Annotated in this window: 16 protein-coding genes; 13 read left to right on the plus strand and 3 right to left on the minus strand. The window is 49.2% G+C overall.

The genetic code is table 11. The annotated features are described in order from the left end of the window. Positions 1-211 precede the first annotated feature (211 nt). Positions 212-637 carry a terminus macrodomain insulation protein YfbV gene (gene yfbV / locus HXZ99_RS01245; RefSeq protein ID WP_194755456.1) on the plus strand — a complete coding sequence of 142 codons (426 nt, stop codon included), beginning with the start codon at positions 212-214 and terminating at the stop codon, positions 635-637. A gap of 17 nt (positions 638-654) precedes the next feature. On the opposite strand, the gene xthA is transcribed toward yfbV, so the two are convergent. After that, entirely contained in the window at positions 655-1,467 is an 813-nt protein-coding gene (xthA, locus tag HXZ99_RS01250) for an exodeoxyribonuclease III (protein WP_194755457.1), read from the minus strand. Between the two features lie 162 nt (positions 1,468-1,629). On the opposite strand from xthA, the gene HXZ99_RS01255 reads away from it, so the two are divergent. The 5 genes from HXZ99_RS01255 to HXZ99_RS01275 all read left to right on the plus strand — a co-directional run bounded on the left by HXZ99_RS01255 (position 1,630) and on the right by HXZ99_RS01275 (position 5,471). After that, a complete protein-coding gene (locus tag HXZ99_RS01255) occupies positions 1,630-1,956 on the plus strand; it encodes a DUF3392 domain-containing protein (protein WP_194755458.1) in 327 nt (108 codons plus the stop codon). 19 nt (positions 1,957-1,975) lie between these two features. Beyond that, on the plus strand, positions 1,976-3,043 hold the full coding sequence (locus HXZ99_RS01260; RefSeq protein ID WP_194755459.1) for a patatin-like phospholipase family protein: 1,068 nt from the start codon (positions 1,976-1,978) through the stop codon (positions 3,041-3,043). Between the two features lie 113 nt (positions 3,044-3,156). Then, positions 3,157-3,357: a DUF3185 family protein gene (locus HXZ99_RS01265; protein WP_194755460.1), complete on the plus strand. Its 201-nt coding sequence runs from the start codon at positions 3,157-3,159 to the stop codon at positions 3,355-3,357. A gap of 98 nt (positions 3,358-3,455) precedes the next feature. Beyond that, positions 3,456-4,304, plus strand: coding sequence for an AAA family ATPase (locus tag HXZ99_RS01270; protein ID WP_194755461.1), 849 nt, complete (start codon positions 3,456-3,458; stop codon positions 4,302-4,304). Continuing rightward, positions 4,305-5,471 carry a vWA domain-containing protein gene (locus HXZ99_RS01275; protein ID WP_194755462.1) on the plus strand — a complete coding sequence of 389 codons (1,167 nt, stop codon included), beginning with the start codon at positions 4,305-4,307 and terminating at the stop codon, positions 5,469-5,471. Positions 5,472-5,494: 23 nt separating this feature from the next. On the opposite strand, the gene HXZ99_RS01280 is transcribed toward HXZ99_RS01275, so the two are convergent. Both HXZ99_RS01280 and HXZ99_RS01285 read right to left on the minus strand, forming a co-directional pair. Next, positions 5,495-6,328, minus strand: a complete 834-nt coding sequence (locus HXZ99_RS01280; protein ID WP_194755463.1) for a TlpA disulfide reductase family protein — start codon at positions 6,326-6,328, stop codon at positions 5,495-5,497. A gap of 99 nt (positions 6,329-6,427) precedes the next feature. After that, positions 6,428-7,312, minus strand: coding sequence for an MBL fold metallo-hydrolase (locus HXZ99_RS01285; protein WP_194755464.1), 885 nt, complete (start codon positions 7,310-7,312; stop codon positions 6,428-6,430). A 236-nt stretch (positions 7,313-7,548) separates the two neighbouring features. On the opposite strand from HXZ99_RS01285, the gene HXZ99_RS01290 reads away from it, so the two are divergent. The 7 genes from HXZ99_RS01290 (at position 7,549) to HXZ99_RS01320 (ending at position 19,795) form a co-directional block, all read left to right on the plus strand. Continuing rightward, positions 7,549-8,952, plus strand: a complete 1,404-nt coding sequence (locus tag HXZ99_RS01290; protein WP_194755465.1) for a cytochrome ubiquinol oxidase subunit I — start codon at positions 7,549-7,551, stop codon at positions 8,950-8,952. Beyond that, entirely contained in the window at positions 8,949-9,956 is a 1,008-nt protein-coding gene (gene cydB, locus HXZ99_RS01295) for a cytochrome d ubiquinol oxidase subunit II (protein ID WP_194755466.1), read from the plus strand. Before HXZ99_RS01290 ends, cydB begins: the two co-directional genes overlap by 4 nt. A gap of 11 nt (positions 9,957-9,967) precedes the next feature. Beyond that, positions 9,968-11,665, plus strand: coding sequence for an ABC transporter ATP-binding protein/permease (locus HXZ99_RS01300; protein ID WP_194755467.1), 1,698 nt, complete (start codon positions 9,968-9,970; stop codon positions 11,663-11,665). Further along, positions 11,662-13,356 (plus strand): amino acid ABC transporter ATP-binding/permease protein, encoded by a 1,695-nt coding sequence (locus tag HXZ99_RS01305; RefSeq protein WP_194755468.1) that lies wholly within the window; start codon positions 11,662-11,664, stop codon positions 13,354-13,356. Before HXZ99_RS01300 ends, HXZ99_RS01305 begins: the two co-directional genes overlap by 4 nt. A gap of 48 nt (positions 13,357-13,404) precedes the next feature. Next, positions 13,405-14,760, plus strand: coding sequence for an MBL fold metallo-hydrolase RNA specificity domain-containing protein (locus HXZ99_RS01310; protein WP_194755469.1), 1,356 nt, complete (start codon positions 13,405-13,407; stop codon positions 14,758-14,760). 8 nt (positions 14,761-14,768) lie between these two features. Further along, a complete protein-coding gene (locus HXZ99_RS01315; protein WP_194755470.1) occupies positions 14,769-17,441 on the plus strand; it encodes a cation-translocating P-type ATPase in 2,673 nt (890 codons plus the stop codon). Between the two features lie 98 nt (positions 17,442-17,539). Continuing rightward, on the plus strand, positions 17,540-19,795 hold the full coding sequence (locus HXZ99_RS01320) for a sensor domain-containing phosphodiesterase (protein ID WP_194755471.1): 2,256 nt from the start codon (positions 17,540-17,542) through the stop codon (positions 19,793-19,795). The last annotated feature ends 14 nt before the right edge of the window (positions 19,796-19,809 follow it).

Below are 19,809 nucleotides of genomic sequence, written 5' to 3' on the forward strand. Positions count from 1 at the left end.
GCCACAAATAGGCTAAAAACGAAAGAGTGGATAGTTATTCAAAGGTATCCACTTTTTCTGTGGATAACCTTGTTAATTAGCTGATTTCAACTCTCTATATTATTGTTTTTTATATAAAAGCATCGTTGTTCGAGAATTGCACACATGCTGTTTTTTTGATCTTTATGGGTGCATTGTGCGATCATAAAGGCATAAAGTGAGGTGATATTTTATGTGGAAGTCTGTTCGGCGTGGCATAAAGTACATGAAAGTTTGGCCAAATCATGCAGTTGTTGGCAATATGACGGAAGCTAAGGTCATCCCAGCAACTCGGTTAGGCGCGCGTGTTTTGCCGATAGCGGCGGTGGCAAACTTCTTTGTGCAGTTCCAATATTTAGGCATGGATTATTTGCCGCAAATTATTGGCGCAAGTCTATTTATTCTGTTGTTACCCCTGCAAGGATATTACTGGCTAGGGCAACGCGCATATCGCGAGTTACCTCCGCCACTGAAACATTGGTACTTCGAGCTGAAACAAAAGCTCAATGACTCAGGTGAAGATATTCGTCTACCTAGTCACCGACCAGGCCCCTGTTACATTGATTTAGCGCGGGTATTAAGAACCGCACTTACCGTACTTCCACCGGAAGAACGATAAGTGCTGATTCGTTTTTATTATTTGCTCCGAAACACGCTCCATACAGGGGCGTGATCAGACGGCTTATCGATGCCACGTAGTTCATAGTCGATGCCGGATTCTTCGCAGCGTTCAGCTAACGTATCTGTGGCAAGGATCAGGTCGATACGCAGTCCGCGATTATCATCGAAGCCACGTGAACGGTAATCAAACCAGCTAAATTGGTCATTTGTTTCTGGGTTCAATTCGCGATAAGTGTCGGTAAATCCCCACGCCAACAGTCGTTGCAACCACTCTCGCTCTTCCGGAAGAAAACTACATTTCCCTGTGCGTAACCAGCGTTTGCGGTTTTCTTCGCCAATGCCAATATCCAGATCAGTGCTCGAAATGTTCATATCGCCCATCAAAATCACCGGTTGGTCAGGTGATAACTCATCGTTTAAGTACTGCATCAGATCTTGGTAGAATTTCTCCTTTGCAGGGAATTTGACCGGGTGATCACGGGATTCCCCTTGTGGGAAATAGCCATTCATTACACGAATTTTCTCACCTGAAGAGGCGGTCACAGTGGCCATAATCATCCGCCGCTGTGCTTCTGAATCGTCTCCCGGCCAGCCATAGGTTACATCTTCTACCGGAAGTTTTGAGAGCATGGCGACGCCATAGTGACCTTTCTGGCCAAAGTAGAGAACCTGATATCCCATTGCTTCTACATCCGCTAATGGAAAAACGTCATCATGAACTTTGGTCTCTTGCAGGCCAATCACATCGGGTTGATGCTTATCGATCAAGGCTTGCAACTGGTGTAAACGCGCGCGAATGCCATTGATATTAAAACTAATAAATTTCATGGTGTTAGTCTTTAGTTTGGTCGATAAAGTAAAAGCATACCATTGCCGCGCGAATGATGCAGTACGAATGCGTGGTTTGCTTCCTTCGATACTGTACTTCCACGCCTTAATTTGTATACTGCAGGCCACCTTTTGGGTTACGAAGAATGAGAATAAAAAACCATGCTTAACGACGTACTAATCACTTTGGGTAGCTGGATGCGTGGCCACTTACCTTATATTTCGATGATGATTTCGGCCACTGTGCTGGTGATTTGGGGTAGCGACATTAACCGTATTGTCCGTAATCAAGTGATCCAGTATCACTTTATTATTCGCACCACGGCATTTGTTCTGTTGTGTGCTTTCGGGTACGGTTTGTTATTGAATTGGATGGCACCGTTTATCCACCTGCAATTATCGCAAGTATCCACCCGCTATCTTGGCGTGTTGGTGATTGGCATTATGGTTGTCTTGGGCATGATTGCAGAACGAAAGCGCGGTTGTTAACGCATATAGGAAGTAAAGAATGACGCAATGGATCGATCTGCGCGCCGGTAAAAAAGCTCGCGAGCATATTCAAGAGCATGGATTACAGGCCGATGATATCAGCTTAATGCTGGGCGCTTCAGGTGGCCCCAAGTGGTTTATATTGCAAGGCTTGGATAACTATCTATTTGGAGATTTTTTTGCCAAACGTCAACAGCCCATGCAGTTGCTTGGTACCTCCGCCGGTGCTTGGCGTTTCGCCAGTTTAGGACGCGAAGATGCGGCAGAGGCAAGTGCGCTATTCTGCCGACTTTATCGTGCCACTGTGTATAGCGAAAAACCGGATGTGCGCGAAATCACCGATAAAGCGATTGAGTTGTTAAATGAGTACGTTACCGACGACGCCATCGCTGAGATCCTTGCGCAGGATCGCTTTTTACACCACATGATTGTGGTTCGCAGCCGCGGTATTGGTGCGTCTGATAATCGTGTACTGCAAGGGCTCTCGTTACTCGGCGCTGCTGCACTGAATGCGGTTTCCCGAAAAACCTTGCGTCATAGCTTTGAACGGGTCGTGTTTCATCATCCAAAAGCGAAACCACCCCTTGGTTCAGACTGGCTCGATTTACCAACGCGTCATATTGCGCTTACCCAAGAAAATTTTCGCCATGCGCTGTTAGCAACGGGCTCCATTCCCATGGTCCTTGCGGGTGTGCGTGATATTCCCGGTGCGCCGCCTGGGGTCTACCGTGATGGTGGGGTAACTGATTATCACTTTAACCTGCCATTTCATGATCAATCAGGTCTTGTGCTTTATCCTCATTTTCAGCGGGAAGTGATTCCAGGCTGGTTTGATAAAAACTTAAAACGCCGGGTATCGGGCGCAGACTGGCCTAATGCGTTAGCTCTGATGCCAACGCAGAAATTTATTGATGCCTTACCCTATCAGAAGATCCCTGATCGCCACGATTTTGCCAACATGGATGTGCCTACACGCCAGAAATTCTGGCAGCAAGCGGTAGATGCAGGATATCGCATGGCGGATGAGCTTGCAGAGCTGATCAGCACCGGAAAAATTCGGGATTCGGTATCGGATTGGGACAACTAGGTTGTTGTCATGTTTGAAAAAATCATGTGAAGCAGGGGCTGTTCATTGGACATTTACGCATCCTTGTCTAGTCTTAGTGGTGTCATTCTGACACTTACAAGGAGATAGCGATAATGAACAAGATTGTGTCATTGGCCATTTTGGTGGCGGGCCTTATCGTGTTGTATTTCGGTTGGCAAGAAAAGCAATCAGTTGCATCTGAAGTCACTGAGGCCTTTACGGGTCAACCTACTGATAACGCGATGTGGTTTCTCATTATTGGTGCCATTCTTGTTGTTGTAGGCATTGGTGGTGTGTTTTTAGGGAAGAAATAGCGCGCTTCGCCCATTCATTTCAGGGTTAACCTTACGGCAAAGGCCATGATTTTGTTATCATGGCCTTTGTTTTTTATTGCTTGCCTTAAGGAGTGGTCATGACCCGTTTTACCAGCACCGAGCGCTATATTGTTTCATCAGAATTAGCGCTTGCGGTGAATGCTGCGGTAACGCTAGAAAAGCCATTGTTAATTAAAGGGGAGCCGGGTACCGGTAAAACCCGATTAGCAGAAGAGTTGGCAGCAAGCTTAGGCACTAATCTATTGCGCTGGCACATTAAGTCCACCACCAAGGCGCAGCAAGGTCTGTATGAGTATGATGCGGTATCCCGATTGCGCGATAGCCAGTTGGGTAGTGACAAAGTTCACGATATTGGCAATTACATAAAGCCAGGGAAGTTGTGGGACGCGTTTTCTGCGGTAAAGCGCCCTGTATTGTTAATCGACGAAATCGATAAAGCCGATATTGAGTTCCCCAATGATCTTCTGCATGAACTCGACCAAATGGAGTTTCATGTTTATGAAACAGGGGAACAAGTGGTGGCCCAGCAGCGACCCATTGTGATTATCACCTCAAACAATGAAAAAGAACTGCCGGATGCGTTTTTGCGCCGCTGTTTCTTTCATTATATTCGGTTTCCCGATGAATCCACTTTGGCTGATATTGTTCGGGTTCACTTTCCAACGATTCGCAAAGATCTATTAAGCCAGGCCTTAGAGGTTTTCTTTGAATTGCGCGACGTGCCGAACTTGAAAAAGAAGCCATCCACCTCAGAGTTGCTGGACTGGTTAAAGCTATTGCTCGCGGAATCTATTTCTCCGGCGGATTTAAAAGAAAAGCAAAGCAATGGTGGCTTGATGCCCATGTTTGGTGCACTACTGAAGAACGAGCAAGATGTTGAGCTGGTGGAAAAGCTGGCCTTTATGACCCGTCGCCAGGGGCGCTAAATGCTCATTCAGTTTTTTCTCAAAGTACGTGATTACGGTGTGCCTGCTAGCATTACCGAATTGCTTGATCTATTAGGCGCACTGGAATCGCAGATTGTATTTGCCGATATCGAAGCCTTTTATAGTTTGGCGCGTCTTACTCTGGTGAAGGATGAAACTTACTACGATCGTTTTGATCGGGCCTTTGCTGACTATTTTGAAGGCGTCAATGAAGTTGATATCGCACAGAGTATTCCAGCGGAATGGCTTGAGCGAAGTTTACAGCGCCAACTGAGCGAAGAAGAAAAGGCGAAACTGCAGAGTTTAGGGGGCTTAGAAGCCTTACTCGACCAGTTTCGCGAGCGTCTCGCTGAACAACAAAAGCGTCATGCCGGTGGCAACAAGTGGATTGGTACTGGAGGCACATCGCCGTTTGGCGCTTATGGTTTCCATCCCGAGGGTATTCGTATTGGGCAAGAGGGAAGTAATGCGCGACGCGCGGTAAAAGTATGGGATAAGCGCGAATTTAAAGATTTGGATAGTGATGAAGAGCTGAATAATCGGACCATCAAGCTCGCACTCCGCAAGTTACGTCGATTTGCCCGCACAGGGGCTGCAACTGAGTTAGATTTATCAGAAACGATTCGCGCCACGAGCCGTCAGGGTGGCTTGCTTGATTTACGTTATCAGCCAGAACGACATAACGCAGTGAAAGTGTTAATTCTGTTCGATGTGGGCGGTTCGATGGATGATTACATTTATGAGTGTCAGCAGCTCTTTGCCGCGGTCCGCTCAGAATTTAAGCATTTAGAGTTTTTCTACTTTCACAACTGCATCTATGAAGGTGTGTGGAAAACCAATCAACGGCGCCAGCAAGAGCAATTTTCTGTGTTCGATTTACTGCATACCTACGGCTCAGACTATAAATTAATTTTGGTGGGTGATGCCACCATGGGGCCCTACGAAATTGCCTATCCGGGCGGCAGTGTAGAACATTGGAACGAAGAACCGGGGCAGGTGTGGCTCGAACGGTTGTTAGACCAATATCCAAAGGCCATCTGGCTCAATCCACAACCGCAGGCGCACTGGCGGTACTATCACTCCATTGATATGATTCGCCAAATTATGCACGGCCGTATGTTTCCGTTAACCGTGCATGGAATTACCGATGCGATTGAGCAGCTCTAAGTCAGCCTTGCTCATTGCGTCTGTTAGTCATCGTCAGAGTGTGCCGTGCTGGCACGAATACTGCGAATAGCTTGGCTTAAACGTGCGGCAGAAAACTCACCCACATGGGTGTCAATTAACATGCCGTTGGCATCAAAAAACAATGTGGTTGGCAGGGCAAAGGATTGGATGCGAACCCCAAGTTCGCTATTTGGATCGAGCAAGGTATGTTCGATAAAAAGGCCTTGCTGAACCATAAACTCTCGCACTAGCTGGGCATCTTCTCCCTGATTCACAGTTACAATAGCAACGTCCGGATAACGTGACTGAGCTTCTTCTAAGAGTGGCATTTCACGAACACATGGAGGACACCAAGTCGCCCATAAATTCATCACTACAGGCTGACCACGAAATGCACGATGGAGAAATACAGGGCGATCGTCGAGAGTGCTCACACGAACATCAGGAATAAATAGCTCATGGCCATACTTGTGATTATAGATGCCGTGCATGCTGGTCCAAGCGATAGCCCCAACAAGACATGAAATAGCAACTGGCTTGAGCAAATCACGCCGTTTGAAAATCTCAAACACCGCCAAAGCTACCCCGGCGATCACACCGGCCCAGAGGTCAAAACCACCATCACGCACATTCAAAATTTGCCATGGACTACTGGCGTAATCACTGAAGTAACGAATGACAAAGCTCATTCGTGCCACTAAAAGACCCACCGCAAGAATTCGAAATACACTGTCAGTCGCGTTTACGTGATACTTGCGACCAAGCAACCAGGCAAGGCCGAAGGCCAACATGAGTGCAAGAAAAAAGATAAGGTGGACGGTCGCAAAGGCAAAGGGCCCCAGAGTGACGGACATCATATGAAGGTTAAACTCCCAGACGAATAGCAATAAATAAAGATGACAAACGTGGTCAACGGCGTTGTTAGTATGCCGAATCTATACGTAAAGGTCATGGTTTTAGCGCAAATGGTTGATAGGTATTTTTAAATAGGTGACACCATTATCGGCGGCAGGCGGGAAGTGACCAGCGCGAATATTGACCTGAACCGACGGAATGATTAAACGGGGCATCGCCAAGGTGGCATCTCGTTTATCACGCATGGCAACAAACTCAGTTTCAGTCGCGCCATCGGCCATGTGAATATTCTCCGCGCGCTGCGCCGCTACAGAAGTTCGGCAGGCATGAGAGCGGTTTTCTGGGGGATAATCATGGCACACAAATATAGCGGTTTCATCGGGGTAGGCAAGGAGCTTACGGATGGAATGATAGAGTGTTTTACTCGAACCTCCGGGGAAGTCGCAACGAGCCGTGCCAACGTCCGGCATAAATAAGGTATCACCGACAAATAAAGCCATGCCATTTACTAAGTAAGCACAGTCGGCCGGGGTATGGCCTGGGCAATGAACGACGTCAAATTGGAGCGATCCAAAGGTGATAGAATCGCCGTCATTAAACAGTGCGTCGAATTGCACGCCGTTGGCAAGAAACTCTTTTTCAAAATCAAAAACGTCCTTAAATATACGTTGCACGTCTTGAATATGACGTCCAATACCAATAGGGGCTCCGGTGTGTTGCTGCAGATAGGGCGCTGCAGAAAGATGATCCGCATGGGCATGGGTTTCTAAGATGTGGGCAACCTTGAGGTTTCGTCCAGCGATAAACGCTAAAATACGATCGGCACCCTGTGTATTGGTGTGCCCGGAAGCGGCATCAAACTCGAGTACAGAGTCGATCACGACAGCAGTCTTGCCTTGGCGCTCAAACACCACATAGGAAAAGGTTTCGCTGTCTTTATCTAAGAATGGCTGCACGATAAAAGTATCGAACTCGATGGGTGCCATATACTGCTCCTCGCGTTTTCGGATGACTCGGCTGCACTTTGCATTATGAAATGCTAATATAACAAAGCTAGCGCTCAAGGTTAATGATTTATCTTCTGTTTTTTCTGTCCGCGGGTCTAGCCTTAATTGATCTATCGCAAGATTAAGTACCACAAAAGGGGTATGCTAAAAGCAGACGACAATCACTGACTATAATGCATGGTTTACCTATTCATTTCCGCAGAGGAGCGTTGTAAATGGAACTCGATCCAATCTTGCTATCACGAATTCAGTTTGCGTTCGTGGTCTCGTTTCACGCCATCTTCCCTGTTTTCACTATCGGTCTAGCATCTTACATCGCACTCTTAGAAGGGCTCTCATTTAAAACACAAAATCCCGTGTGGGAACGCTTGTCGCGGTTCTGGGTGCAAGTGTTTGCGGTAGTGTTTGGTATGGGGGTGGTGTCAGGCATCGTCATGGCCTTCCAGTTTGGAACGAATTGGAGCGTGTTTTCCTACACCTCAGCGAACTTCCTCGGGCCGGTTTTGAGTTATGAGGTGATTACAGCCTTTTTCTTGGAAGCGGCATTTTTAGGGGTGTTACTCTTTGGTAGAGATAAAGTCCCGCAAGGAATTCACTTTCTTTCCGCAATCATGGTGGCGTTAGGCACCTTTATTTCATCGTTCTGGATTCTCTCGGCGAATAGTTGGATGCACACGCCCGCTGGCGTAGAGATGGTGAATGGCCTGATCTATGTGACCAGCTGGTCGGAAGCCATTTTTAATCCGAGTTTGTGGCCGCGCTTCTTCCATATGGGAATCGCTTCATTTCTTACCGGTGCCTTCGTGGTATGTGGTGTGAGCGCTTGGTATATCCTGCGTCAGAAAGACACTGATGTGCACAAAAAAGCGTTATCGATGTCGTTGTGGCTCATTTTAATAGCGGTGCCGGCGCAAATTTACGTGGGTCACGCACACGGTATTAATTCCTTTGAGCACCAACCTATGAAAGTGGCGGCTATGGAAGGCGCGTGGGAAACAAAAACGAATGCACCATTAGTTCTGTTTGCCATTCCAGACCAAGAAAATCAGCGCAATCGCTGGGAAGTATCGGTACCCGGTTTAGCGAGTTTGGTATTAACTCATGACATTGATGGTGAGGTGCCGGGACTCAAGGAAATTCCACGGGAGATGCAGCCACCGGTGGCTATTGTATTCTTCGCGTTCCGCATTATGGTAGGCATTGGTCTGATAATGCTGTTCTTTGCTATTGCCGGGTTAGTGTTACGCAGAAAGGACGCATACCTGCGAACCCCTTGGTTTCTCAATGGACTCAAATGGATGTCACTTTCGCCATTTATAGCCGTGCTTGCCGGTTGGTTTGTTACCGAAGTAGGGCGCGCCCCTTGGCTTATTTATGAAGTGATGACCCATAGTGAGGGGATAACGCCTTCGCTCACAGGCGGTATGGCGTTATTTACACTCATCGGCTACATCATGGTGTACGCCATGGTGTTTGCTGCTGGGGTTTATTATCTATTGCGCGTGATAGCCAGTGGCGTTCTGTCGGAAAACGAAATTCGTAAAAGTCAGTCGCATCAACGGCCAAAGCGTCCGCTATCTGCAGCGGATGCTGATTGGGAAGAGGAGCATACATCATGAGCGATCCGGTGTTTGATTTAACCATTATTTGGGCGGTGATTATCGCCTTTGGCATTATCATGTATGTGCTGATGGACGGCTTCGACTTGGGCCAGGGGATCTTGTTTCCTTTTGCGCCGTCTGAGGATGCCCGTGATGTGATGATGAATTCGGTAGCGCCGGTATGGGATGGCAACGAAACGTGGCTCATTTTAGGTGGCGCTGGTTTACTCGCTGCATTTCCGTTGGTGTATGCGGTGTTTTTACCGGCATTGTATATCGGAGTGTTCTTGCTCCTTGCCGGCTTGATTTTCCGCGGTGTCGCTTTTGAGTTTCGATTCAAAGCAAGAAGTTCTCGCTACGTATGGAACTGGTCGTTTGCGATTGGCTCAACGGTCGCCGCTTTTGCCCAAGGTGCCGTGGTGGGTGCCTATATTCAAGGGTTTGCAGTAGCTGACTTTGTCTATATCGGAGGCGCGTTCGATTGGCTAACGCCCTTTACCGTGCTTACCGGACTAGGTTTAGTTGCAGGGTACGCATTGCTGGGCTCAACCTGGCTGATTATGAAATCGGAAGGCGACATTCAAGACTGGGCCTATCGCATTACCCCTTGGTTATTAATTGCAGTCTTGGTGGTTTTCGCGATAGTGAGCGTGTGGACCCCTTTTATAGACCCCTTTGTCGCTGATCGTTGGTTCTCCGGCATTAGCTATATTTGGCTCCTCCCGCTACTTGCCTTGTTGTGTGCCTTTTGGCTCATGCGCTCTGTGCATCAACGCCGCGATGGTTCCCCGTTTGTGGCTACTATGGGCATGTTTATTTTTACCTATTTAGGGCTTATTGCGAGTAAGTTCCCTTATGTGGTGCCACCTGATTACACCTTGTGGGATGCCTCTTCAGCCCATGAATCTCAGCTGTTTTTACTATTAGGCTTGCTCTTCGTGATCCCGATTGTCTTGGTGTATACCGCATGGACCTATTGGGTGTTCCGAGGCAAAGTGAAAGCGGGCGTGGGGTATCATTGATAGGTGTTTAAGTGAGTGAATTTAGGCGTGAATACACCTACCTGACACAGATACGAGCGGCGACCGGCCGCTCGTTATATGCTGTGCAATTCTTTGCCTTGATGGCGAGTCTGAGCCTTATAGCGCAGTTGCTGGCGTTGGCTTTCGCGCTCAGTGCAATATTCGATCATGCCCCTACCTTTGAGTATGTGCAGGCACTGTCGCTAACGAAAGCCTTAGCTACCGCCGCGGCAGCGTTATTGTGTCGTGTGTTATTTCAGAACCTAGCAGACCACTATGCGGCTATAGCAGGCCAACGCGCCTGCCAACAGGCGCGCCTGCAACTCACCGAACATTGGCGCACGCAACTCGTGCAACGGGCGGGAAAGCAATCACCGGAGCAGGCAGGCTTGCTGCTAGAACCCGTAGAGTCATTATTTGGCTATATTGCCCGTTACCTACCACAACGGACGCAAGCGGTACTGGTTCCGGCGGTAATTCTTGTGATTGTATTTAGCCTAAATTGGGTGGCCGGCGTATTTTTACTGATCTCGGCTCCCTTAATCCCACTCTTTATGACGTTGGTGGGCATGGGCGCGGCGCGCCTCAATCAACAGCACATGGATACGCTGCAACGGCTGTCAGCGTTATTTATTGACCGCTTACGTAATCTTAGTTTGCTTTACATCAGTGGCCGCGAGGCGGCTGCGACCGCCCATGTGTCTCGCGCTGCGGATCACTATCGGCGGATAAACATGAAGACGCTGCGCGTTGCGTTTCTTTCCTCGGCAGTGCTTGAATTTTTTGCTGCAGTGGCCATTGCTGCGCTAGCCATTTATATCGGTTTTTCGCTGTTAGGATATATTGATTGGGGGCCGTCCCAAAATCTAAGCCTCTTCTCTGGGTTGCTTATTCTGATGCTTGCGCCTGAATTTTTCCAACCCCTGCGAAACTTTGCTCAGTATTACCACGATCGCGCGGCGGCACTAGGAGCGGCGACTCAGCTAATGGTGGAGGGTACTGTGGAGCCTTCGACGTCTAAAAGCCCAGGTTCCTTGCCGAAACTATTTCTGCGTCGGAAAAAGCCAGCGTCAGAGCAAGTAACATTGCTGCACTGGCAGGGGGGCCTATACCGCTATCAACCCCAGGAAGCCGCTATTTTTATACCAGCGTTCACCTTAAAGAAAGGCGCATGCATGGTGATTTTCGGACCTTCCGGGGGAGGGAAATCGACCTTATTACGGCTACTTAGCCATGGCAGTGATGCTGCCAGCTTCGATGAAAATCAGCCTTTTTTGAAAATCCCCAATAAAATAGCGTTGCAGCGGCAGAATCCTTGGCTATTTGCCGGCTCGGTGATGGATAACCTGAAACTGTACAATGCCACAGTGAGTCGCGCTGAGGTTGAACAGGTGCTTTCTGATGTCGGTTTAACAGGCTTTGCCGATGTTAGCATCGTCGAGCAAGGACGAAATATATCTGGAGGCGAAGCAAAGCGTATTGCCTTAGCGCGTTGTTTGCTGGCACCCATCACCGAATTTGTGCTCGTACTTGATGAGCCATTCGCCGGACTTGATGACACCACAACGGCTCGTGTGATTGAACGGCTGCGCTGGCAGCATGAGCAAGGCCAAACCATAGTGATTGCAGCGCACGAGCACTCTCATGCACGCTTGCGGGCACTGGCCACCACATACTTAGAGGTAGGGGAGGCTAGCGCTGCACGATGAATCTGCATTCCTTTACCAAGCGCTCTGAGCGCGACATTATGGCCCCATGGCTTGCTGAGCTTCAAAAGCATCGCCGCTTTACGCTGCCGGGAATGTTGCTCATGCTACTTACCGCCATTGCTGGCATTGCACTGCTTGCCATCTCCGGCTGGTTTATAGTCGGGGCGGGTATTACCGGGGCTTTGTTAGCGGCTGGCGCATGGGTGTACTTTGATATCTATATCGCCGGAGCGGCGATTCGTGTGCTCGCATTGTTGCGTACTGTGGGCCGTTATGGCGAACGAGTGATAAACCACGATGCGGTGTTGCGATTGCAACAGCAGTGGCGGGTTCAGGTTTTTACGCAAATAGTAAGGCAGCCATCACGATTTGTGAGCCAGTTAAGAAGTGCGGATTTGAGCCAACGTTTAACCCACGATTTATCTACCCTGGACGCACTCTATCTGCGCATTAAAGCCCCTAGTGTGGTCGCTATCATCATGCTTATTGCTGTGTTGGTTGCCGTCTATTGGGTTTATCAAAGCACTTACATTTTGATCCTATCCTTGGTTTGTTATGGCGCCGCCCTGTTGGGAGGAATTTGGGGCGCCCGTTACCTCTCTAAAAAGCCCGGGCGCAGAGAGCAGTATTATTACCAACGGGTACGCGAGCACGGTCAGAACTATGTGGAAGGACTTGCTGAACTGGATGCAGCGCAAGCGGCAGCAGCAACGCAACAAGACGTGATACAGGTGGGTGACGCGCTCACTCAGGCCCAGGCAAATCGTTTAAAGCAACAGCGCATGCTGAGTTCCTGGGTGTCTCTCTGGTCCGGCGTGGTGGTAATTTTATTGCTTGGGGTAGGCGCAAGTTTGGTTGAGCAAGGGCAAGTCAGTGGTCCGCAAGTGGCGTTGTTGGTCTTCGCGGCGCTCGCATACGGGGAACTCATTCAGTCCTTACCTGAACAAAATGGCCATTGGGGAGCAGTGCTGCAAGCAAGCGAACAACTCAATACTGTGACTACCCGCGAGCGCGATGAACCTGAGGTTGTTCACAATGCAGAGCTGGTTTCCGCGATGGCGTGGGAGCATATTGATGTGCAGCTTCGTGGCAAGGTTATTTTTTCCAATTTAAGCATGCAGGTGCAACGGGGTGAACACCTCGCCCTTTTGGCACCCTCCGGTGTCGGGAAAAGTCTATTAATAAGTTTGCTGCTCGGCTTACATTATCCCGATCGAGGGCTGGTGTGCTTAGGCTATGAGTCCGCTCACTGGAAAACCAAGCTCGGGGTGATTGAACAAGACTCTCGTGTACTGGCCGGCAGCCTGGCTGAAAACTTGCGCATCGTGAAGCCACACGCAACGGATTCACAATTATGGGACGCGCTTGAATTTGCCGAGCTAGCAGAAACCGTAAAAAACATGCCAGATCAACTGCAAACCTTGGCAGGCGCTGGTGGATTTCGCCTGTCGGGAGGACAAGCCCGTCGATTGCAGCTGGCCCGTTTGTACTTGCAGGATCCAGAGTGTGTCATATTAGACGAACCCTTTACCGGCCTTGATCGCGCTACCCAAAACACGCTTAAGCAGCGCCTGGAAACTTGGTTGGCAAGTAAAACATGCTTTATGGTGGCACATAGCGCCGATGCTTTACCTCCGGCGGAAGCTTACTACACTTTGATCAAGGGCAAAGCAGAACGATTAAAAACCTGATGTGATACATCACTGAAGCCAATATTCGATGTCATAGGAGTGAAGCGAATGCGAGTGGTTTTTTTAGGTGGAACGGAAACAGTCACGGGTTCGAAATATTTGGTTGAAACGGAAACCACCCGTATTTTGGTAGATTGTGGCTTATTTCAGGGCTACAAGTGGCTCCGCAAGCGCAACTGGCAACCGCTCCCTCTGGCAATCGATGAGGTAGATGGCATTGTTTTAACCCACGCTCATCTCGATCATTCAGGCTATGTTCCAGTGTTGTATAAACATGGCTATCGCAAGCCTGTTTATACCCACAGTGCCACAGCTGAACTCTGTCGTATTCTTTGGCCCGATAGCGGCAAAATCCAAGAAGAAGACGCCAAGTACCTCGAGCGCCATAATCTCAGTAAACATGAAAAGCCAGAACCCCTGTATACCGCTAATATGGCGGTTAATGCCTGCAAGCTGCTGCATCCGGTTGAGTTTCAGCAGCGTTTTTCCATTGGCGATATAACCGTGACCTTATCTCCGGTTGGACATATTCTCGGTGCCGCGAGTGTGGTAGTTGAAGCCGACGGCAAACGTGTGGGTTTTTCGGGCGATGTCGGGCGCACCAACGATTTGCTGATGAAACCACCGAAACCCATGCCTCATGTCGACGTGCTCATGCTCGAATCTACCTACGGTGATCGTCGTCATGAAGAAACGGACCTTGAAGCAGAATTAGCAAAAGTAATTAATGACACCGCCAAGGCGGGAGGGGTGTTACTCATTCCAAGCTTTGCTGTCGGCCGTGCACAATTACTACAACACATGATCGTGGCATTAATGGATGAACAGCGCGTTCCACGCATGCCGGTTTATTTAGATAGCCCTATGGCGATTTCGGTATCGGGAATTTATCGAACTCATCATGAACATCACCGTTTAAATGAGACACAGTGTCAACGGATTGAGCAGGCGGTGAAGTACACTCATTCGGTGGATGAATCGAAAGCCATAGCAAATCAGCAGGGGCCGCACATTATTATCGCTGGTAGCGGCATGGCAACCGGTGGCCGAATTCTGCACCACTTCAAAAACTGGCTCGGGGATCATCGCTGTACGGTTTTATTTGCAGGCTATCAAGCCGGGGGTACGCGCGGTGCCAAAATGCTACAGGGCGTCGAGCATATTAAGTTGCATGGGGAATGGGTGCCTATTCGCGCACAGATTCGCAATCTCGAAGGTATGTCTGGGCACGCAGACTATGTGGAATTAAAAGAGTGGTTGGAGGCATCGAAAATGCCTGCGAGTACTAAAATTCAGCTTGTGCATGGTGAGCCTGAGGCCTTAGAGAAATTTCGCGATTATTTATCGGAGTTCTCTCCTTATGAAGTGGATATTCCGGACTATATGAGTATCTTGCGTTTGTAGAGGTGAGTATGGATACGCCCACGCCAAAACAGGTATCACCGCGTCATGCAGAGGATGCATCGACAGTACTCGCTGCTTTTTCCGTGGATATGCAGCAAGGGCTGAGTGACGCTGAAGTGGAGAAAAGACGCACACAATTCGGTCCGAACAGTCTACCTGAAAAGCACATTTCACCCTGGTGGCAACGACTACTGCGTCAATTTCACAATGTTTTGATTTATGTATTGCTGGTTGCTGCAGCCCTTGCGGCAATGCTCGCTGAGTGGCTAGATATGGCGGTCATTCTTGCCGTGGTCATTGTGAATGCGGTGATCGGCTTTGTCCAAGAAGGGAAAGCGGAGCGAGCGCTGCAAGCCATTCAAGGCATGCTGAGTCCGGAAGCAAGGGTCATTCGTCACGGTAAACGCCAGACGATTATGGCAGTGGACCTTGTTCCCGGTGACATCGTTTTACTGGAAGCTGGGCAAAAAGTTCCGGCGGACATTCGATTGTTCGAGAATGCATCGTTGCAAACGCAAGAAGCAGCGCTGACGGGCGAATCGGTGCCAGTGTCGAAAGGGACGAAGACAGTACCTGCCGACACGCCACTTGCGGAGCGTACCGGCATGCTTTATGCCGGCACGCTCGTCACTCTCGGACAGGGGCGTGGCGTGGTAACGGCAACGGGGGCAGAGACCGAACTCGGTCGCATTAATCAGATGCTCAAACAGGTGGTGACCATTGAGACGCCACTCCTGCGACAAATGGCGATATTTGCTCGCTACCTCACCTACGTCATATTAACCCTTGGCGCCATACTGTTTGTATTGGGGTGGTGGCGAGGCTATGAACTGACGTATTTGTTTATGGCGGTTGTGAGTTTGGTGGTCGCCGCGATTCCAGAGGGACTTCCTACCATTCTCACGGTTGCGCTTGCGATGGGTGTGATGCGCATGGCATCACGCCACGCCATCATTCGGCGACTTCCAGCAGTGGAAACCTTAGGGGCGGTATCGGTGATATGTTCCGACAAAACCGGTACCTTAACGCGTAACGAAATGATGGTGGCGCAGGTACGCACGGCGATCCAAACCTATCAAGTAAGCGGCGTGGGTTACGCCAGCGGTGGAGAGATAGCGCCTTCGAGCGGCCATGATGAGGCGTTTTCCTGGTTAGTAAAAGTGGCTGCTTTGTGTAACGACTCGGAAATAAAGACGACGCAAACCGAGCGCATGGTTGTCGGCGATCCTATGGAAGGGGCGCTGCTTGTGTTAGTTGATAAAGCTGATTTTGCTTTGTCGCAGGAAGCCAAGCAATTTGTCCGTACAGAAGCCTTGCCTTTTGACTCCCGTCACAAATACATGGCGACCACCCATCGTGGACCCGATGGCACCAGCTATGTTCTCGTTAAGGGGGCACCTGAGCGCCTGCTAACTCTCTGCGACGAGGATGAATTCGCATGGACAGCTCGAATCGATGATATTGCGGCCGGAGGGCAGCGGGTTCTGGGATTCGCTTATAAGCGTGTAGATACTGACCAACCACTAGGTCACGACAACATCGGCACCGGGCTTAAATTCTTAGGGATTACGGGGTTAATCGACCCACCCCGGGAAGAAGCAATTCGAGCAGTTGCGGATTGTCAACGCGCGGGCATTCAAGTGCAAATGATTACCGGCGATCACGCAGCAACGGCTTCGGCTATTGGCAAAGCCCTTGGAATTATCGGCTCAGAGAAGGTACTTACCGGTACAGAACTTGAGCAACTTAGTGATGAGGAGCTAGCAGCCTGTGTGCAGGATGTGTCGATTTACGCTCGCACTACCCCTGAACATAAACTACGTTTAGTGACAGCGCTACAGAGCCACCATAAAGTTGTTGCGATGACAGGGGACGGGGTGAATGATGCCCCCGCATTAAAACGGGCAGATATTGGTATCGCAATGGGTAAGGGCGGAACCGATGCGGCGCGCGAAGCCAGTGAAATGGTGCTAACCGATGATAATTTTGCCTCCATTGTCGCGGCGGTGAAAGAAGGGCGCACTGTTTACGACAATTTGAAAAAGGCGATCAGCTTCTTATTGCCCGTGAATGGCGGTGAGTCGCTGGCCATTATGCTCGCACTCATCTTCGCGCTCACGTTACCGATTCTGCCGTTGCAAATACTTTGGGTAAATATGGTCAGTTCCATTGTATTGGCTTTAGCCTTGGCCTTTGAGGCCAGTGAAAGTGACATTATGCAGCGGCCGCCGCGCTCGTCTTCCGAACCGTTGCTGTCGCGTTTCTTGCTCTGGCGTATCTTGTTTGTATCGTTGCTATTTACCACGGGTATTTTTGCGGTGTTCCAATGGGCGTTGGCGCAAGGTTTAGGGGAAGCGTATGCTCGTACTATGGCTGTAAACACCTTAGTTGCCATGGAAGTTTGGTATCTATTTAGTGTTCGCTACTTACGAAGAGGCTCATTGTTTAAAGAGGGGGTTAAGGGCACACGACCGGTACTCATTGCCGTAGCCATCGTGTTTGTGCTGCAGCTGGTTTTCACCTACAGCAAGCCCATGCAAACGTGGTTTAACACGGAGAGTTTAAGTATTTACCACGGATTTGCCTGTGTGTTTGTCGGGGTGCTATTGTTTGCAGTTCTAGAAGTAGAAAAGTGGGGCCGTCGTCAGTTAAAGAAAGGAAGAGGCCTATCATCATATTGAGTTCATTGTGGCTTGAGCTATAAGGATGTTTTTCGTACTTATCCATGGAATCCCTATATACTCGAGTTCGCAGATCTCGAACTATGGAGGGAGTCAGCGTGTATCTTGCATTTGCCATCGTATTTGCTGCGGCAATCGCAATTACTGTTTTCGTCGGATCTAGACGCCTACTGCAATACAAGCGCTTGCTGTTAGCTGAGCATGAAGCGCTCACGCTCATGTTAAAAGATGCTCCTCTCAAAGAGAAGTTGCGGGAGATTTGTCGCATTCTCGAAGCCCAGATAAGCGGGGCTCATTGTTCAGTCATGCTCGTTAATGACGCAAAGACGCACTTGAAACTTGCCGTCGCAGGTTCCCTTCCTAATGAATTTATCACCGAGTTAAAAAACTTCCCCATCACAGAGGGAAATGGTGCTTGCGGTGACGCAGTGGTGAAAGGTCGCGACGTTATCGTGCCGGATATGCGCAAAGATGCGCGCTTTGCTGCTTATTTAGACTTAATCGAGCGATTTAAATTACGCGCCTGCTGGTCGTCCCCCTGTTTTTCACCGAGTAACGAGGTGCTAGGCACATTTGCCCTTTACTTTAAGCGATGCCGGAAACCAACTAAGCCTGAATTATACCTACTCGAGCAGGCACGCGACCTCGTAACCTTAATGCTTGCCCGAGAGCAAGAGCAATCAGATCTTAAACTGCTCAAGCGTAGTGTGGAAGCGAGCTCAAACGGCATTGTTGTGGCCGACGCGAGCCAGCCGTGGCGCCCATTAATCTACGTGAATCCTGCATTTGAGAAGATGACGGGATACCAAAGCAGCGAACTGCTTGGCAAGAGCTGCGCTATTCTTCAAGGGAAGGACTCCAGCATGCAAAGCGTTCGCTATATTCGCGAACGGCTCTCGTTACAGCAAGAAGCGCAAACCGAAATTCGTAACTACCGCAAAGATGGCACGCCTTTTTGGAACGATTTATACATTGCTCCTGTGCGTGATCATGAAGGTAAAGTAACGCACTTTATAGGCATTCAAAATGATATTACTGCACGCAAAGAGCAGGAAGCTAAAATATCTTGGCATGCCACCCACGATACCTTAACCGGATTGCCCAATCGGGTGCTGTTGGAAGACCGACTGCAACAGGCATTTCGTCAATGCAAGCGTTTAAAGCACCCCCTCGCAGTGATGTTTATTGATTTGGATGGCTTTAAGCCGATTAACGATACCTTGGGTCATAATGTTGGCGATGAATTGCTAAAAGCAGTGGCGCTGCGGATCCAAACGGCTATTCGGGCGGGTGATACCTTGGCACGTTTTGGCGGGGATGAGTTCGCATTGATTTTACCGAATGCAGGTATTCCAGCAGACATCAACGAGATTGCAAAACGGTTACTGGTGGCTATCAGCGAACCCTACCTATTAAATCAGAATGAAATATCGGTCACTGCGAGCATTGGAATTGCCATTACTGACTCGAAAGCCTCAGACCCGAATAAACTTATCCAGCAAGCCGATATAGCGATGTATAAGGCGAAGCGTCAGGGTAGCAATAATTATGAATGGTTTGGCCACGACATGGGTGAGAAGTTAGAACGCAGGGTGCGGTTGCGCCATGATATGCAAAACGCGCTAATGAACAGTGAGTTCTTTCTCGAATACCAACCTATTTTTAATCATGATCGCAACGTTATTGGTGCTGAAGCACTGGTGCGCTGGGAGCATCCCAAGCTAGGGCGTATGTCGCCCGCGGAGTTTATTGCTTTGGCGGAACAAACAGGGCAGATCATTCCTCTGGGTAAATGGGTTTTTGAGCAAGTTTGTCGTGATTATCCGCGCTTGGCGACATTAGGTATGACAAGCGTGAGCGTCAATGTCTCGCCCGTTCAGCTTAGCCGCGCAAATTTTTTCGAGGATTTTCGCGCTGCCCTCGCTCGTTACGACGTCAAGGCAAGCAATTTGATTCTGGAAATTACTGAAAATGTGTTTATTGATGATTTTACCAATGCCATTCCGGTGTTGTACCAATTTCACCAAGCGGGCTTTAAGATTGCCTTAGACGATTTCGGAACCGGCTATTCCAGTTTACGTTTTGTCCACGAGCTACCGTTAGATATTATTAAAATCGACCGCTCATTTATTCAAGACGCAGGCACAGGAAGCCGTCAGGAAAGTATTATTCGGGCAATCTGTGCAATTGCCGAGGAGATGTCACTGAAGACAGTGGCAGAGGGGGTCGAAGAAGAGGTGCAGGTTCAGTTTTTAGAAACGGTGGGCTGTACTTATTATCAAGGCTATTTGCTGGCTCGCCCTCAAACGCTAAATATTCTAGAAGAAACCTATTTGCCGAGCACAGCAAAATAGCACAAAGTCTGCTA

This window comes from Aliidiomarina indica (assembly GCF_015354615.1).
Taxonomy (GTDB): domain Bacteria; phylum Pseudomonadota; class Gammaproteobacteria; order Enterobacterales; family Alteromonadaceae; genus Aliidiomarina; species Aliidiomarina indica.

What these genes read in the sequence shown, in the direction of transcription:
- yfbV (WP_194755456.1), top strand. Translation starts at nt 212, where the DNA reads ATGTGGAAGTCTGTTCGGCGTGGCATAAAGTACATGAAAGTTTGGCCA.
- xthA (WP_194755457.1), bottom strand. Translation starts at nt 1,467, where the DNA reads ATGAAATTTATTAGTTTTAATATCAATGGCATTCGCGCGCGTTTACAC.
- HXZ99_RS01255 (WP_194755458.1), top strand. Translation starts at nt 1,630, where the DNA reads ATGCTTAACGACGTACTAATCACTTTGGGTAGCTGGATGCGTGGCCAC.
- HXZ99_RS01260 (WP_194755459.1), top strand. Translation starts at nt 1,976, where the DNA reads ATGACGCAATGGATCGATCTGCGCGCCGGTAAAAAAGCTCGCGAGCAT.
- HXZ99_RS01265 (WP_194755460.1), top strand. Translation starts at nt 3,157, where the DNA reads ATGAACAAGATTGTGTCATTGGCCATTTTGGTGGCGGGCCTTATCGTG.
- HXZ99_RS01270 (WP_194755461.1), top strand. Translation starts at nt 3,456, where the DNA reads ATGACCCGTTTTACCAGCACCGAGCGCTATATTGTTTCATCAGAATTA.
- HXZ99_RS01275 (WP_194755462.1), top strand. Translation starts at nt 4,305, where the DNA reads ATGCTCATTCAGTTTTTTCTCAAAGTACGTGATTACGGTGTGCCTGCT.
- HXZ99_RS01280 (WP_194755463.1), bottom strand. Translation starts at nt 6,328, where the DNA reads ATGATGTCCGTCACTCTGGGGCCCTTTGCCTTTGCGACCGTCCACCTT.
- HXZ99_RS01285 (WP_194755464.1), bottom strand. Translation starts at nt 7,312, where the DNA reads ATGGCACCCATCGAGTTCGATACTTTTATCGTGCAGCCATTCTTAGAT.
- HXZ99_RS01290 (WP_194755465.1), top strand. Translation starts at nt 7,549, where the DNA reads ATGGAACTCGATCCAATCTTGCTATCACGAATTCAGTTTGCGTTCGTG.
- cydB (WP_194755466.1), top strand. Translation starts at nt 8,949, where the DNA reads ATGAGCGATCCGGTGTTTGATTTAACCATTATTTGGGCGGTGATTATC.
- HXZ99_RS01305 (WP_194755468.1), top strand. Translation starts at nt 11,662, where the DNA reads ATGAATCTGCATTCCTTTACCAAGCGCTCTGAGCGCGACATTATGGCC.
- HXZ99_RS01310 (WP_194755469.1), top strand. Translation starts at nt 13,405, where the DNA reads ATGCGAGTGGTTTTTTTAGGTGGAACGGAAACAGTCACGGGTTCGAAA.
- HXZ99_RS01315 (WP_194755470.1), top strand. Translation starts at nt 14,769, where the DNA reads ATGGATACGCCCACGCCAAAACAGGTATCACCGCGTCATGCAGAGGAT.